We start from the raw sequence: 14,777 nt of genomic DNA, 5'->3' as shown, positions 1-14,777 counted from the left end.
TCTCCAGGGTCCTTTCTTTACCGCATTGTCCAATGCCGAAGCGGTTTCGCCAAAAGCGGCTTTCCGCCCGCACGCCGCTCTAACCCAATAGATTCGATCACCCTCATAATTTTAGGTCGAGCCGAGCTAAAATCGTCGTGATCTAGGGGACCGAGATCGCCATCCCGTCGCGTTGCGGATCGGCGGCTCCCTTGGAGACGCCGTTTTCGATCCTGATCGCGTGGACCGCCGCGAAGGCGTAGGTCTGGGGCGAGCGGGCCACTTGATACCCCTCCGCGCGCAGTTCGTCCTCGACCGAATGGCGGATGCGGTTGCAGATGTCGATGGTGTTCGACACGCCAACGATTCGGGGCGCGACGACCGCCTCGAGCACCGGCATGCCGAAGTCGATCATGTTCATCAGGCATTGCGCGACGGCCGGAGCGATATAGCTGCCACCCGGCGCACCGATCACGATGCTGGGTTCTTCGTCCTTGAAGACGATGGTCGGCGCGGCGGAACTCGGCCGGCGCTTTCCGGGAGCGATTGAACCGGGCTTTCCCGGAACCGGATTGAAGCGGCTCATGGTGCCGTTATACATGAAGCCGAGGCCGTCCGTGATCGCGCCGGACGGGCTGCCCAGCGTGTGGGTCATGGCGACGGCATTGCCGTCCTTGTCGATAACCGAGATATGGGTCGTATCGCGTTGCGACCGGTCGAGGCGCGAGACATTGGCTCTTTCACCGGCCTTGATCGATGCGGCCAGGGCGGCTGCATGATCGCGCGACAACAGCTTCTCGTATGGCACCTCGACATAGGCGGGATCGCCCATATGGGCGTCCTTGTCGATCGTCATCCGCTTCATGGCCTCGAACAGAACGCGAATGTGCTCGGCGCTGCCGTGACGCATCGCGCCGACGTCGAACTGTTCCATGATGTGCAGGAGTTCGAGCATCGGGAAGCCGGAACCCGGCGGAGGCGATGTGGCGATCCGATGTCCGCGATATTCGCCCCAGACGGGTTTCACGCGCGACAGCTCGTAACGCGCGAGATCCTGCCGGTCGATCAGGCCGCCATTGATCTTGAAATCCTCAGCGATCTGCTCGGCGATCTCGCCATGGTAGAAGATGTCGGATCCGCCGCTGCGCGCGATGCGTTCGAGCGTCTGCGCCATGTCCGTGTTCACGAGCGTTTCCCCGACATTGCGGATATTTCCGTCCTCATGGAAATAGACGCGCCGGCCAGTGGCGGAATAGCGCAGCTTTTCAAACGTGTTGGCGAAGCCGTCGTTCGACTGATCCTTGGTCCAGTACCAGTGCATGTGGCTGCGGATCATGAAGCCGTCGCGGGCATAGCGGATCGCCGGCGCGATGAGATCCGCCCAGTCGAACGTGCCGTAGTCCCTGAGCGCCGTCTCATAGCCCTTGAGGGAACCGGGCGTACAGACCGCAAGGTAGCCGATGTCAGAGACATTGCCTTCCAGCACGTAACCGAAGCCGTCCCGGCTCTGATGCTTGATCGCGCCCGACCACATGTCCGGCGTCGCCTTCAAAGGGGCGCGGGCGTAGAATTCGAGGATCTCGTGCACACCCTTCTTCGGCATGTGCACATGCATGGAGCCGAAACCGCCGATGCCTGCCATTTGCGGATCGACAACGCCCTGGACGAAGGCGCAGGCGAGCGCGGCGTCGATGGCGTTCCCGCCGCGCTCGAGCACATGAGCACCCGCTTCGACCGCCTCGGGCTGCGGCGCGACAATGGTTGCATTTCTCATCTTGCGCGACGGTCCTTCAATACCTTTGCGAGGAAGCTCTTGACGTGGCCCAGCACCTTGATCCGGTCGTGAGAGACGCCCGGCACGCGCTCGAAGCTTACATTCACGCCGGCATCGCGGAACGATTTCGCAAGCGCCGCCAGACGCTCGGGGCGCGTCGCGCCGGCATCGTTCGCGCCCTCCATGTAATACCGCCCGCCGGGCTGGTGGGTGATTTCCCAAGTTTCCAGGTCAGCGTCGCCGACGACCATTTGCACTGGAATTTTCGCAAGTTCCTGCGGCTGGAACGGCCGGCCGAAACGGGCCTCCAGGTCGCGAATGCCGACCCACCAGTCACGCGTCGGATCGAGAAGCGTAACCGAGCCGGGAGCGCCGATCGACGCGGCCCAGAGCTTTTCCGGATGAAGGATGGCGAAGCGGTGGGTGAAATGCCCGCCGCCGGAGAAGCCGAACATGGCGAAGGTCGACCAGTCCTGTCCGTATTTGGCAGCGACTTCCTCGACCATGGCGAGGACGACGCGGTCATAGCGGATTTCGCCTTCCTCGATGAACTTGTAGCCGGAGCGAGCACCGTCGCCGAGCACGCCGACGGGGAAGATCGGACACAGGATGGCGCAATCGTTGTAGAGGCCGAATTCGGCGAAACCGTCCCGGAAATCGATGGCCGAGGTGCGGCCAGTGCCGTGCACGGCGACCAGGAGGTCGAGTTTGCGGCCATCGGCGGCCGTCGGCGGGACGTAGAGCAGCATATGAAGGCGCGGGTCGACCTGCGACGCGAAAATCGCCGTCTGGCCATAGTCATAGATCGCCTTCGCCCGGGCATTGGCATCGCCCGTTCCGAGTTCGTGCATGATTGTCTCCTGGAAAGTCAAAATGGGGGAGCCGCCTCACACGGCTCCCCGGGTCCGCCGTCAATTTGCGGGCTTCACTTCATAGGCGAGCGTGTACTTATCGCCACGCGGCGTGTAGGCGATCGTCTTTCGGGCGCCGAGCACGACGTTTTCGTAGTGCATGGGAAGGATCCAGAGATTGTCGAAGGTCTGTTTCGACAGCTCCTGCAGCAGCGGAACGCGTTTCGCCTCGTCAAGCGTCGAGCTCGCGCGGGCGAGCACCTCATCGATCTTCGGGTCCGACACACCGCCGCCATTGTAGCGCCCGGTTCCCTTCGCCTCGTCGCGAGTGGCGACCAGTGCGACCGTTGGATTGGTCGTCTCGCCGGTGTTAACGCCCCACGAGCCGAGATAAGTGCTGTACTGGCCTTCCGCATAGGCCTCCGAATACATGGCCCAGGGCATCACCTCGACCTTTGACTGGATGCCGATGCGCGTGAACATCTGGCCGACGGCCTGGAGCACCTCGGCATCCTTGACGTAGCGGCCGGAGGGGCCGTGCAGCGTCAGGGTGAAGCCGTCCGGATAACCCGCCTCTGCCAGGAGCGCCTTCGCGGCGGCCGGATCATAGGCAATGCTCTCGACCTTGTCGCTATGGCCGGCATAGCCTTCGGCGACGAACTGGTCGGCAACGGTGCCGTTCTTCTGCATGACGCGGTCAACGATGGCAGGGCGATTGATCGACATCAGCATGGCTCGGCGGACGCGGACGTCCTTGAGCGGGTTCTTGCCGAGGTCCGAACCGTCCGTCGCCTTGATGAAGGGCGAGGCATCGCGGCTCACATCCATGCCGAGATAGACGAGACGCGAGGACTGGCCGTTGATGACCTGGAGGTTTTCGCTCGCCTCGACACGCGCCATGCCGTCTGCCGGAAGGGCTTCGATAATGTCGATCTCATTCGACAGAAGCGACGCCAGCCGGGCGCCGTCGTCGGGCAGGAAGCGCAGGGTGACCTTCGACCAGTGCGACGCGCCGGCGAAATAGTTCTCGTTGCGCTTCATCGTCAGGTCGCCGCCCGGCGTATAGGAGACGAAGGAATAGGCCCCGGTCCCGATCGCGCACTTGCCGCTGTCGAAATCCTGAACCGGCGCGTCCTTGCAGTCGGCGCTGATGATGCGGATGCGGCTGACCGAATTGAGGATCAGCGGATCGGGAACCTTGGTCTCGACGATGACGGTCAGCGGGTCCTTGACGCTGACATTCGCGATGTTGCGGGTGTAAGACGCAAAACCTTGGCTCGGCTTGTCCCGGGCCCGCAGCAGCGAGGCGACGACGTCGTCGGCGTCGAACTCACTTCCGTCATGAAACTTCACTCCCTCACGCAGCTTGAATTCCCAGTGCGTGTCATCGAGGGCCTTCCATTCGGTGGCAAGTTCCGGAGCGTTAACCGACGTGCCCGTCAGGTTGACGAGACTGTCCCAGATATGCCGGGACGTCGCGTTGTTGGGCGCCGAGCTGTCCTCATGCGGATCGAGGGTGGTGGGCGTCGTCGACATGCCGATCGTCAGGGGAGTCTTCTCCTGCGCGACGGCGAGTGCAGGGATGGCGATCGTGCCGAGCAGAGCGACGGCTGCTCGCGTCAATATGTTTGCGGTCATGTTGCTAAATCCCATTTGGAGGTTCCTGCCGGTCTGATGCCAGCCTGACGAGCGGTTCTGAGCCTCTCTTGGAAAAAACGTAGGTTTCCCGGATGCCCATTGTCAAACGGAAAACGAGCGTGTTACGCTCCTCGTAACGCTCACCTACGGTCCGGAATCCGGCGACCACCTCCGAAGGAAACTCGTCATGAACGATGGGGGAAAACAAGAAAGAAGCTCGACTGTTCAATCAGTTGACGTCTGCATCGACGTCCTGCTCAACGTCGCGAAGAATCCGGACTGCCGGCTGGCCGACGTCGCCAGGAACATTGGCGAAACCAAGCCGAGAATCTTGCGAATGTTACGCACAATGGAACGACGGGGGCTGATCAGGAAGAGTCGGAGCGGGACCTATCGCCTCGGAAACACCGCCATCGTGCTCGGCACCGCTGCATCAACGCAGGTCGACCTGGTCAGAATCGCAAACCCGATCCTGGAAGAGCTTGGACAGAAGGTAAATGAAACGACCCAGCTAAGGATCATCGACAACGGCGAGTCGCTCTGCATCGCCAAGTTCGAGCCGACCCGGGATCTTCGGGTGCATGCCATGATCGGAAGGCGCCGACCGCTTCATGCGGGTTCTTACAAGGTTCTACTCGCCTACCTGCCGCCGCAGATCCAGGCACAGATGATTCCCGAAAAGCTCGAACGCTTCACCGCCCGGACCATCACGACCCGCGCCAGGCTGGAGGCGGAGCTGAAACGCGTTCGCGAGGCCGGTCATTGCGTCAGCCGCGGCGAGGTCAGTGATCAGCTTGTGTCGGTATCCGTCCCAGTGCTCGCCTTCGACGGCTCGGTCATTGCTGCCGTGAACATCGCCGCTCCAGCGTTTCGGACACAGGACAGCGACATTTCGCGTTACATTGCCCTACTGAAGAACGCCGCAAGGAAGATATCCGAGGGGCTCGGCTGGTAAGAATTGCGACGGCGAGAATCCGTGACGATCTTACCTTGCGATGCGACCGTGCCTTGGGATCGAGCGCTGGCGGTGCACAGATGAGAGTTGTGACCGATAACGTTCACCGGCCGACCGCCGACGATTGCTTACCCCTATGCGCACCGGACGAGGAGGATCTCGGAGATTGTTAGTCAGCCTGGCCGAACAGTGATAGACCATGAGCTGTGCAGAGTGTGAGTTGACCGTTCTAGATGGCGAGGCGACACTTGCGACCTGCAGCGAGGCAGGAGGAGAAAATAATGGCCGAACCAAACCCCTGGCGACACATGGCAAGCGCGCCGAAAGACGGCAGTCGGATTCTGGTCACGATCCGCCCGTCCGAGCAGGGGGCGGCAGAAGTTGACCTCGTATATTGGTCGAATGGCGATCAGTTCGGTGCAGATGGCTGGCGCGCCTCTGATTCCTCGCCCGGCCGCATCATCGAATACGCCGAGCCGGAATTGAAGTGTTGGATGCCGATGCCCTCGGCCAATCTCGATCGCACCTCGATGCCCTCACCCTGGGAGGGCGAAGACGAGAGAGAGCTCGACGGATCAGGGATTTAAGGATTAGCGCTGCCATGTTGCGGAGACTATACGCAGGGGTGGCGAAATCCGGTTGAGCTATCCACCTTAGGGAAAACAAGGGTGGGCCTCTTGTCCGCTCATGGCGCAAACGTGCCGTGGGCAGCTAGTGACCTGACGTCGTTTCCTAGACGATCAGAAGTCGGCATCATGCCCCGTCCGGAAGTCATGGCTGCTGGTTTTCGGGTCGACCTCCTCCTTGTGGAATGAAGCGGAAGTCCCATTCCCGCTTGGGATTGAAGACTGCCGGCCGAGGGAAGAGACGTGCGTCGTGGGTCGTCCCATAGAGATCCAGCAGCAGCCAATCGTCTTTGCCGAGTGGATGGCCCTCCCGAAAAAGATCCTTTCTTAGCCTCGCACCGACAAAAAGGAAAGAATGGATACGGGACCCTCGATGTACGACGGTCAGAATACGCGCCAGCTTTGCCCTGTGGTTGGGTTGCAGCATTCGTTGTTAGAATTACAGCAATCGTGATGGCCGCAGCTGCAGAAAGAGATTCCAGGACAGGTTCGACGGGATGTCAGGATTCGAGTCGGAGCAGTACGCGCTGCTTTGGGCCGTCGAAGCTATGGGGGCCGTCTACATGGTTTCGAACTCCCTCGTTGCAAGTACTTTTCGCATCTTTCCGCCTGCCCTGCTTCTTTCTCGCAAATTCCGCATTAACCCTACTTCTCACATAAACGCCTGGGCCCGTAGTACGGCTGAAACGTACAGTCATCCGGCCGGAAGGACCGATAGGCCCGCGCGCAGGCCCTGAAGTTGCAGGCGGGGGCAGAGCCTGGCGCTTGCACGTCGCCCCGCGGAGTGCCTTCGGCGACCGCAGCGGTCATGAAGTTCCGCCATATCTGCGCCGGCAGCTTGCCGCCGGTCACCTCTTTCATCGGCGTCTCATCGTCGTTGCCTACCCAGACGCCGACGACCAGCGCTTCGGTGAAGCCGACGAACCACGCATCGCGGTGGTTCTGGCTGGTGCCGGTCTTGCCCGCGGCAAGCTTGCCGATATCGGCTTCACGGCCGGTTCCGCGTTCGACGACGAGCCGCAGCAACGCCACGAGGTCCCGCTGGTACCGGCTGATATCGGTTGTCGCCTGCTTGGAGGGGCCGACGCGGAAGGCCCGCGGCTGGCCCTCGGCATGCAGTGACTCGATGCCCCAGGGTTCAATTGGTGCCCGGCCCGCCCGGACCGAGGCATACGCTCCGGTCAGATCGAGCAGGTTCACCTCCGACGAGCCGAGCGCAAGGCTTGGTGTCTCGGCAAGACTGGTATCGACACCGAGTTCGCGCGCCGCGGCGATAACCTCCTTGATACCGACCTCCATTGCCAGCGCAACGGTGGCCGTGTTCAGCGAGCGCGCGAAGGCTTCCGCTATGCTGACCATGCCGCTATAGCCGCCGCCGAAGTTTTCCGGCGTCCAGCCGTTGATCTCGATCGGTGCATCCTCTATCGGATCGAACGGCGTCAGGCCCCGCTTCAGGGCGGCGTAGTAGACGAAGAGTTTGAACGCGGAGCCGGGCTGGCGCATGGCCGAGACGGCGCGGTTGAACGTGCTCTTCGAATAGTCGCGACCACCGACCATCGCGACGACGGCGCCCTCCGGGGTCATCGCCACCAGGGCGGCCTGCGAAGCGCCAGCCGTGCCGCCTTCTCGCTTCAGCGCGTCGGAGACAACCTTTTCGGCAATGGCCTGCAGCCGCGGCACCATGGTCGTCCTGACCTTGATCGTCCCGCGATACGGGCCAGCCAACTCGCGCGCATCCTGTATGATCCAATCGGCGAACCAGCTTCCCGACCTCGTCGCCGGTTGGGTCGGCTGGAGTTTGACGAAGTCCGCTTTCGCGACCTTGGCCTGTTCCGGGGTGATCTTCTCGCCCGAGAGCATCGCATCGATGACCACCTCCGCCTGCTGGCGCGCGCTTTCCGGATTGGTCAACGGATTGAGTTGCGAGGGGGCGCGGATAATGCCAGCGAGCATCGCCGACTCACCGATGTCGAGCTCCTTGACGTCCTTGTCGAAATAGATCCGGGCGGCGGCCGGCACGCCCGTGGCGCCCGCTCCGAGATAGATGTTGTTCAGATAGCGGGTGAGGATCTCGTCCTTGCCGAGCTTCCGCTCCAGCCAGAAGGCGATCACCGCTTCCTGTATCTTCCGCTTCCAGGTGCGCTCGCGCTCGAGGTAGAGGATCTTGATCAGTTGCTGCGTGATCGTGCTACCTCCCTGGACGACTTCACCCGCTACGAAATTCCTGTAGGTCGCACGGGCAATGCCCTTCAAATCTATGCCGAGGTGCTCGTAGAAGCGGCGATCCTCTCGGGCGAGCACAGCCTCAATAAGATGCGGCGGAAAGTCCGTCCGTGCCGCATAGGAACCCTGAAACGGCCCCTGGTTCAAGAGAGGCTTACCGGCGGCCGTTTCTAGCAGGACAACTGGCTTCAGCGAGCCCTCGGCGATTTCGTCCCAGGGAACATCGCGCAGGGCCCAGGCAAAGACGAGGGCCAGCAGCACGGAGCCAGCCAAGGCCGTCGCCGCTGCACTCCGCTGCAGGATCGAGCGCCTGTCGCTCGGGCCACTTCGTTCGACCTGGTGGTCTGCGGCCCTTGCGCGTCGGCGCGGAAACGACCAGTGGATTGGCAAGCCCTCCACCAAAGCGGAGAACGCGGCCTTGCCGCTCGAGGCCCGTCTCAGCCGCTCCAACCCGCCAAGCGCTGCCGTGCGCAGTTTTTCCCAGGCCTGACGTGCTGCAACGGGCACTTCTGCGCGCAGCGCCCGGCCAAGCCTCACCAGCGCTCGGCCCACGCCGGCAAGTGCCCTTCGAGTTTTTACGAATGCGGCGCCGTCCGCGCGACCCGGGCGATCTCGGCTCGGCTCAGCTTTTTCTGCCTGACGGCTCTCCGAGCCAATCTTCGACGCGGCATCGCTTTGCGCCATCCGTGCTCTCGATCAAAATCTCGCCCGTGCGTTCGCGCAAAACGCATTGCCCGGCGAACGGTTGCCAGAAACGTGTCCGAAGCATAGTGGTGCTGCATCATGTCGACACGCCGAACGCGATTTACGCTAATCCAATCTTTACTGCTAGCCTGGGCTTTTCATACTACCATCGATCCCATTCGCACGACATTCCCCGGCGACGGCAGCGTCGGAAATCACGCGGGCGCGTTCGAGTATCTCGGGAGGCGACCGGCCGCGGCGAGCACAAGTCTGTTCAATCGATCGAAGAGCGGGAAGCCGCTTCCACGGGAGCCGCGGCTGTTATCGTGACGAGCGGCAACCGTCTCTCACTTCGGAGCTGCTGACGATGCCCGATCCCTACTCTCAAACTACAACGGTAGACCCAAGCCTACTGGGCGTCCTCATCAAGGCGATGGAGCTGCGTGCTGCCGATTCTCGCTCGCGAACGATACGGGAGAAATTCTTTGCCTCCGTCGACTTTCCGGAGGCGGCGCGGGTGTTGGAGATTGGGTGCGGATCAGGTGCCATCTCCCGGGAACTGGCCCATTGCCCGAATGTCGGTGAAATAGTCGGGTTGGACCCGTCGCCAGTGATTCTGGCCAAAGCGCGGGAGCTTGCTGCCGGAATCCCTAAACTCCGATTCCACCCCCAGAGAGTATCGCCGGCGCGCACATTGATTTCAGTGCCTCGAAGGTGCGAGAGGAACCGGCGGAACGCCAGGGCGCGACGGGTATCCACTGCGATGTCCGCTTCTCATTGGATTACGACCAACAGCTGCCCGACAGCAACCGTGAAGGGTTTCGTAGGCCTCCCGGCGCCCGAAACCCCTTCACGCAAGCGGACTGGCAGCTTCTGGTGTGAGATCTAAGTGAGCGGAGCGAGCATCACAGGCAGGCCGAGGTCGTGACGACCGGCAAGAGGGTCCAGAGCGTGGCTACCAGGGCAGCGGTGGCCAGCATCAGGCTCAGAGCCCGCACGAAGGCCGAGCGCGCGACGAAGTGAGGCGAGCGCAAGGCGAGCAGGAAAGCCAGCTGAAGCGTTACCGCAACGGCCCAGACCGCCGTCATGGCTGCTCGGCCCATGGCGAGGTCGAGACCCGCTTCCGTCCAACGTTCCGAGCAGACGAGACCCTGCAGTCCATAGAGGGCGCTGAAGGCGGCGAGCCAGGCCGTGAGCGGGACCGAGATGCGGAGGATATCTATCACACTAATGCTCCCGGCAACCAGGCAGCCCCGAGACCGAGCAGCGCCGTGACGGCCGCGTAGTCTGACCAGAGCTGCACGACCCGCGCCTCGCCGACGCGCCGAGCCGAGAGGTAGCCGGCGGCCGCCCGCAGCCCGAGAAACGCCGTCATGAGCCCCGCGACGGCCGCGTGGAACAGGACGTAGCCGGCTACGACCCAGAGCGTGGCGTCGTAAGCGTGGGCGTTGTGTCGCATTCCCGTTAGCACCGTGACCGCGGCGGCCCCGAGTGCGGCTGTGCCTGCGAAGCACGGGAAAAGGCCAAGCCAGGGCCCTGCACTGCGGCGGAGCGCGCGGATGGCCATGCGGATGCCAGCCAGGGCCAAGACCGCGCCGCCCAGCGCCAGTGCCGGGCCCAGACGGCCAGGCTCGAGATACGCCGGCGGTGGCCAGTTCGGGGCCACGGTCCAGAGGAAGGCATAGCCGAAGAGAAGCGAGCCAAAAAACACCCCGTTGGCGAGGAGCAGGAACAGCGATCCCCACCAGCCGGGCGGGTCGTCGACCTCGGAGGCGGGCGGTAAGGCAACCCCCTTTCCGACATTCTGCGGGACCTGGTCCTCGAGGCTCCCCAGGCTCCAGGCCCACCAGACCGCAAGCGCCGTTACGCCCAGCCCCGAGAGCGGTAAGAGCCAGTAGGCCTTGAGGAGCATCCCGACGAAGAAACCTCCCGTGACCAGGGCCATGATGATGGGCAGCGCCGAGTTGGACGGGAAGATTACGAGGTAGTTCGGCCGTCCGCTGGTAATTTCCACCGTTAGGATCTCACGAAGACCGCTGCTCGGGGGAGTGCCGAGGTATCCCTCGCCACGCGCGATCCGCAGGGGCAGATCGGGGTCATCATGGAGGGGATAGCGACTGCGAACCTCGGGAATCGAGGCGAGGTTGTAGGAGGGCGACGGCGCGGGCATGGCCCATTCCAGCGTTCCGGCCCGCCAGGGATTGCGCCGCCCACGAGCTGCGACGGCCACGTTGACCCCCACGTCGATCAGCACGAGCGCAAAGCCGATCGCCATGACGAAGCTTCCGATTGACGCGAGGAGGTTGATGAGTTCCCACCCCTGCCCGGCGTCGACATGATCGATTCGCCGCCGCATTCCGAGAAGTCCGGCCCAGTGCAGGAGCAGGAAGGTTCCGTGGAAGCCCAGGACGATGAGCCAGAACGCCGTCTCGCCCAGCTTAAAATAGCGCTTGCGCCCTGTGAAATGCGGCAGCCAGTAATAGAGCCCTGCGAGCATGGGAAACACGAAGCCGCCGACCAGCACATAGTGGAAATGCGCCACGACGAAGTAGGTGTCGTGCGACTGCCAGTCGAACGGCACCATCGCCACCATGACGCCGGTGAGCCCACCCATGACGAAGGTCGCGAAGAAAGCGAGAATCCAGAGCATAGGCAGGTGCATCTCGGGCCGGCCTTTCCAGATCGTCCCGATCCAGGCGAAGATCTGCACCCCCGTGGGCACCGCCACCAGCGTCGAAGCCGCCGAAAAGAAGGCCAGCCCCATATGGGGGATGCCGGTCGCATACATGTGGTGCACCCAGAGCCCGAAGCTCAGCACGCCGAGCGATGCCGCCGCCGCCACCACCCAGCCGTAGCCTAGGAGCGTCGTGCGCGCCATCACCGGCAGGACCGTGGAGACCACCCCCGCGGCCGGCAGGAAGATGATGTAGACCTCTGGGTGGCCAAAGAGCCAGAAGAGGTGCTGCCAAAGCAAGCTGTCCCCCCCAGCTTCGACCTGGAAAAAGGGCATCCCGAAGGCGCGCTCGAGCTCGAGCAAGATCGAGCCCAGGATCAGCGGCGGAAACCCGGTCAGGATCATCACCGCCACCACCAGCATGTACCAGGCGAAGATCGGCAACTTGTCGAGCGACATGCCCGGCGCACGGTAGAGGAGAACTGTTACGATGATCTCGACAGCCGCCGAGATGGCGGAGATCTCCACGAAGGTTATGCCGAGGAGCCAGAAGTCGGGATTAATGCCCGGCGACCCGAGGGTCGAGGAGAGCGGCGGATACATAAACCAGCCGCTCTTCGGCGCTATCCCTGCGATGAGAGAGAAGATCAGGAGAGAGCCGCCGAAGGCGTAGCACCAGAAGCCGAAGGCGCTGAGCCGGGGAAACGCCAGGTCACGCGTGCCGAGCATCTTGGGCAGGAGATAGATTGTCAGCCCCTCGAAGAGCGGGATTGCGAACAGGAACATCATGATGGTCCCGTGCATCGTGAAGACCTGGTTGTAGATCTCAGGTCCCATGAAGACCGAGCCCGGGGTGGCGAGTTGTGCCCGGATCATCATCGCGAGGATGCCCGCGATGACGAAGAACGTCACCGCAAGGCCCAGGAACATCAGCCCGATATCGTTGTTGTTCACGGTCGTGAGCTTGCCGCGCCAGCCCGGACGGGACGCCCAGATCCGCTCGAGTTCGCGGTGGCGGCGCAGGGCATTCATTCAGTCTCTCCGCGGAGGAAGGTGTCCCAGGCGGCCTCGTCATGCGCCCGCACGGTGAAGCGGTGCGCGGTGTACCCAGGGCCGCTGAATTCGGCACTGACGCCGGCATAGTCGCCGGGGGTATCGGCCTCGATCCGCAAGACGTTCACATGGCCGGGAATTGCGTCGAGCTTGCCCGCAAGACGCGGCGCCCAGAAGCTATGGATCACGTCGGTCGTCGTGATCTGCACGTCCACGGGGCGGCCGGCGGGAATGTGGAGGACGCCCTCCGTCACGCGGCCGGGCACGTCGGGATAGGAGAAGCGCCACATCCATTGCGCCCCCTCGGCGCGGACGGTCACGAGGCCGGGCTCGGGCCTCGGCAGCAGCCGCTCGCCGATCACGAGCCCATAGACGGTGAGTGCGGCGAGAATGGTGAGCGAGAAGCCGAGGCCAAGTCCGTGGATAAAGACCCGTTCGCGGCGGGATTCCGCCTCGGGTGTGTCCGGGGATCCGCGGCGGCGTAGCCCCAGTATGAGAAGCGCCATGACGAGCACGAAGATTGCGGTCGCCCCGATCAGCATGACCCACCACAGCGTAGCGATCGCCGCCGCAGCCGGGCCCGCCGGATGCACAGTCGATAGCCTCTGCTCGCAACCAGTCAGGCCGACGAGCGTTAAGGTCCCGACCACACCCCGCAGGAGACAGCACCGATGACCGAGGCCCAGAGGCAGACGAACGACGAGACGCCGATCGATCCGATCGCCCAAACTCCCGGCTTCGAAGAGACCGCGTCGAAGATCGCGGTCGCGGGCCATCCGATCCATGCCATGGCGGTGGCCTTCCCTATTGCGCTGACCTTCTGCAACTTCGGAACGGACGCGCTCTACTGGTGGACCGGCGACATGTTCTGGGCGCGGGCCGGCGCATGGGCCGGCGGCACGGCCTTCCTCTTCGGCCTCGGCGCAGCCGCCACGGGTTTGCCAGAGCTTTTGTTGGTCCCAGGCATCCGTGCGAGGGCCTCCGCCTGGACCCACGCCGCCGTGGCGACGGTGCTCCTGTCGCTTCTGGGTGCGAACTGGGGCTTCCGGCTTCACGGCTACGAGACGGCCGTCTTGCCCTATGGCATCCTGCTGTCGGGCTTCTGCGTCCTCATGGTAGGGGCGACCGGGTGGCATGGCGGCAAGCTCGTCTTCGATTACAACTTGGGAGGCACGTCGAACGGAAGCTGACCGCCCCTCGGCGTCGTCAGCCAGGCCGGCAGCGGAATTGCCTCAAGCGGAGGTTTGGACAACACCAGGACCAGGATCGCGACGACCGGGATCAGCAGGATCAGCATCGGCACCAGCGGCTCGGACGTCTGGTGCTTGCCCTCGGACTCCGCGACGGCGACAATCGTGCCGCCCACCCAGGCATGAAAGCCCATAAGCATCGCCACGAAGACAAGCTTCGCGAACATCCAGACGACGAAAACGTCGCGCAGGAAAATCAGGAGAGTTCCCGCGGCGATGGCGAGCAGGGCGGCGGGGGTGACCACGGCCGTGTAGGCATAATGGGTCGCCAGCCTGATCTTGCTGTAGTCCGCCTGCCCGATCGCCGGGTCGTGACGGGCCAGCATCAAAGGCAGCGCGAACAGCCCTGCGCACCAGATCACCAAGGCGGCGATATGGAGTGCCTTCAGATAGGGAATCGCGCCCTCGAGCCAAGGGATCATGCGAGCCCTTTCGTCACCGCCTGCCATCCCCGGCGCGCGACAAGACCTCCCCAGACGGCAAAGGGCAGGCCTGCCGGAACCCACATGATAAGCCCGCCCAGTTGCTGGTCGCCGAGCGGCGTGAAGTTCCAGTCCAGCGGCGCGACCGCATGGATCGCGTAGAGAGCCTCGGGCGCGAAGGTGAGCAGTGCCCCGAGGAGGGCCATCTGCAGGTAGCCCCCCAGCACCCAGAGGAGGCCCGTGCCCGCCGCCTGCCCGCGGTGGAGGACCGCCCGCCAAAAGGCGAAGGCCGAACCGAGGAGCGTAACTTGCATTGCCCAGTAGGCGGCTTTGTTCGACAGCGCCAAGTCGTACGCCGGGGGCCAATGCCAGGCCCAGAGCACCGCCGTAGAGACGAGAAACGACACGGACGGGGACCCCGGCCTGCGTCCGGGCCAGGCGAGCGCTAGGAGTGGAGCGGCCACCGCCACCATCAGGACATGATGAACCACCCGCGCCGAGAACAGCGCCGCCGAGAGCGCGCAGAGCGGCGAAACGAAGGCTGTTGCCAGCACCGCCACGGCGAGTGCCCCCGCTCTGCTCCTCCCCACCGCAAGGGCCAGGAGACCCAGCGCGAGAAGCAACGACGGGTCGAGATTCCAGCGCAGC

Annotated in this window: 13 protein-coding genes; 4 read left to right on the top strand and 9 right to left on the bottom strand. The window is 63.5% G+C overall.

Translation table 11 applies throughout. The annotated features are described in order from the left end of the window. Positions 1 to 142: 142 nt before the first annotated feature. From ggt to ACTJKL_RS23810, 3 genes are read right to left on the bottom strand one after another with little or no spacing between them, the layout of a single operon-like run. On the bottom strand, positions 143 to 1,753 hold the full coding sequence (gene ggt / locus ACTJKL_RS23820; RefSeq protein ID WP_440853970.1) for a gamma-glutamyltransferase: 1,611 nt from the start codon (positions 1,751 to 1,753) through the stop codon (positions 143 to 145). Continuing rightward, positions 1,750 to 2,604: an alpha/beta hydrolase family protein gene (locus ACTJKL_RS23815; protein ID WP_440853969.1), complete on the bottom strand. Its 855-nt coding sequence runs from the start codon at positions 2,602 to 2,604 to the stop codon at positions 1,750 to 1,752. The genes ggt and ACTJKL_RS23815 overlap by 4 nt, the downstream gene beginning before the upstream one ends. A 60-nt stretch (positions 2,605 to 2,664) precedes the next feature. Then, entirely contained in the window at positions 2,665 to 4,242 is a 1,578-nt protein-coding gene (locus ACTJKL_RS23810; RefSeq protein WP_440853968.1) for an ABC transporter substrate-binding protein, read from the bottom strand. A 187-nt stretch (positions 4,243 to 4,429) separates the two neighbouring features. Between ACTJKL_RS23810 and ACTJKL_RS23805 the strand changes: the two genes are divergently transcribed. Together ACTJKL_RS23805 and ACTJKL_RS23800 are read left to right on the top strand one after the other, a co-directional pair. Then, on the top strand, positions 4,430 to 5,197 hold the full coding sequence (locus ACTJKL_RS23805; RefSeq protein ID WP_440853967.1) for an IclR family transcriptional regulator: 768 nt from the start codon (positions 4,430 to 4,432) through the stop codon (positions 5,195 to 5,197). 281 nt (positions 5,198 to 5,478) lie between these two features. After that, positions 5,479 to 5,784, top strand: a complete 306-nt coding sequence (locus ACTJKL_RS23800) for a hypothetical protein (RefSeq protein WP_102763017.1) — start codon at positions 5,479 to 5,481, stop codon at positions 5,782 to 5,784. A gap of 684 nt (positions 5,785 to 6,468) precedes the next feature. Here the strand turns inward: ACTJKL_RS23800 and ACTJKL_RS23795 are convergent. Next, positions 6,469 to 8,730, bottom strand: coding sequence for a PBP1A family penicillin-binding protein (locus ACTJKL_RS23795; RefSeq protein ID WP_440853966.1), 2,262 nt, complete (start codon positions 8,728 to 8,730; stop codon positions 6,469 to 6,471). A 367-nt stretch (positions 8,731 to 9,097) separates the two neighbouring features. Here ACTJKL_RS23795 and ACTJKL_RS23790 point away from each other — a divergent pair, with 367 nt between their 5' ends. Further along, the gene (locus ACTJKL_RS23790; protein ID WP_440853965.1) at positions 9,098 to 9,619 is read left to right on the top strand and encodes a class I SAM-dependent methyltransferase; all 522 of its coding nucleotides are present in this window, start codon (positions 9,098 to 9,100) and stop codon (positions 9,617 to 9,619) included. 16 nt (positions 9,620 to 9,635) lie between these two features. On the opposite strand, the gene ACTJKL_RS23785 is transcribed toward ACTJKL_RS23790, so the two are convergent. Genes ACTJKL_RS23785 through ACTJKL_RS23775 form a run of 3 tightly spaced genes read right to left on the bottom strand, consistent with a single transcriptional unit; the run spans position 9,636 to position 13,050 of the window. Next, positions 9,636 to 9,956: a hypothetical protein gene (locus tag ACTJKL_RS23785; protein WP_027993029.1), complete on the bottom strand. Its 321-nt coding sequence runs from the start codon at positions 9,954 to 9,956 to the stop codon at positions 9,636 to 9,638. Then, on the bottom strand, positions 9,953 to 12,436 hold the full coding sequence (gene ctaD, locus ACTJKL_RS23780) for a cytochrome c oxidase subunit I (RefSeq protein ID WP_440853964.1): 2,484 nt from the start codon (positions 12,434 to 12,436) through the stop codon (positions 9,953 to 9,955). The genes ACTJKL_RS23785 and ctaD overlap by 4 nt, the downstream gene beginning before the upstream one ends. Continuing rightward, positions 12,433 to 13,050, bottom strand: coding sequence for a cytochrome c oxidase subunit II (locus ACTJKL_RS23775; RefSeq protein ID WP_411934279.1), 618 nt, complete (start codon positions 13,048 to 13,050; stop codon positions 12,433 to 12,435). The genes ctaD and ACTJKL_RS23775 overlap by 4 nt, the downstream gene beginning before the upstream one ends. 78 nt (positions 13,051 to 13,128) lie before the next feature. Here ACTJKL_RS23775 and ACTJKL_RS23770 point away from each other — a divergent pair, with 78 nt between their 5' ends. Then, complete coding sequence (locus tag ACTJKL_RS23770) at positions 13,129 to 13,647, top strand: DUF2231 domain-containing protein (protein ID WP_411934280.1); 519 nt, start codon at positions 13,129 to 13,131, stop codon at positions 13,645 to 13,647. Here ACTJKL_RS23770 and ACTJKL_RS23765 read toward each other — a convergent pair. Together ACTJKL_RS23765 and ACTJKL_RS23760 are read right to left on the bottom strand one after the other, a co-directional pair. Further along, on the bottom strand, positions 13,614 to 14,129 hold the full coding sequence (locus ACTJKL_RS23765) for a CopD family protein (protein WP_411934281.1): 516 nt from the start codon (positions 14,127 to 14,129) through the stop codon (positions 13,614 to 13,616). The genes ACTJKL_RS23770 and ACTJKL_RS23765 overlap by 34 nt on opposite strands. Next, the gene (locus tag ACTJKL_RS23760) at positions 14,126 to 14,752 is read right to left on the bottom strand and encodes a cytochrome c oxidase assembly protein (RefSeq protein ID WP_411934282.1); all 627 of its coding nucleotides are present in this window, start codon (positions 14,750 to 14,752) and stop codon (positions 14,126 to 14,128) included. The genes ACTJKL_RS23765 and ACTJKL_RS23760 overlap by 4 nt, the downstream gene beginning before the upstream one ends. Between the last annotated feature and the right edge of the window lie 25 nt (positions 14,753 to 14,777).

This window comes from Sinorhizobium sp. 22678 (genome assembly GCF_052044265.1).
In the GTDB taxonomy this organism is placed as follows: domain Bacteria; phylum Pseudomonadota; class Alphaproteobacteria; order Rhizobiales; family Rhizobiaceae; genus Sinorhizobium; species Sinorhizobium meliloti_A.
Note: the sequence above shows the minus strand (reverse complement) of the source record. Positions and strands in the feature narration are given on the sequence as shown.

Bases quoted from the DNA above. Each gene is read 5' to 3' on its own strand.
- ACTJKL_RS23770 (WP_411934280.1), top strand. From the start codon at position 13,129: ATGACCGAGGCCCAGAGGCAGACGAACGACGAGACGCCGATCGATCCG.
- ACTJKL_RS23815 (WP_440853969.1), bottom strand. From the start codon at position 2,604: ATGCACGAACTCGGAACGGGCGATGCCAATGCCCGGGCGAAGGCGATC.
- ACTJKL_RS23810 (WP_440853968.1), bottom strand. From the start codon at position 4,242: ATGACCGCAAACATATTGACGCGAGCAGCCGTCGCTCTGCTCGGCACG.
- ACTJKL_RS23805 (WP_440853967.1), top strand. From the start codon at position 4,430: ATGAACGATGGGGGAAAACAAGAAAGAAGCTCGACTGTTCAATCAGTT.
- ACTJKL_RS23800 (WP_102763017.1), top strand. From the start codon at position 5,479: ATGGCCGAACCAAACCCCTGGCGACACATGGCAAGCGCGCCGAAAGAC.
- ACTJKL_RS23795 (WP_440853966.1), bottom strand. From the start codon at position 8,730: ATGGCGCAAAGCGATGCCGCGTCGAAGATTGGCTCGGAGAGCCGTCAG.
- ggt (WP_440853970.1), bottom strand. From the start codon at position 1,753: ATGAGAAATGCAACCATTGTCGCGCCGCAGCCCGAGGCGGTCGAAGCG.
- ctaD (WP_440853964.1), bottom strand. From the start codon at position 12,436: ATGAATGCCCTGCGCCGCCACCGCGAACTCGAGCGGATCTGGGCGTCC.
- ACTJKL_RS23765 (WP_411934281.1), bottom strand. From the start codon at position 14,129: ATGATCCCTTGGCTCGAGGGCGCGATTCCCTATCTGAAGGCACTCCAT.
- ACTJKL_RS23790 (WP_440853965.1), top strand. From the start codon at position 9,098: ATGCCCGATCCCTACTCTCAAACTACAACGGTAGACCCAAGCCTACTG.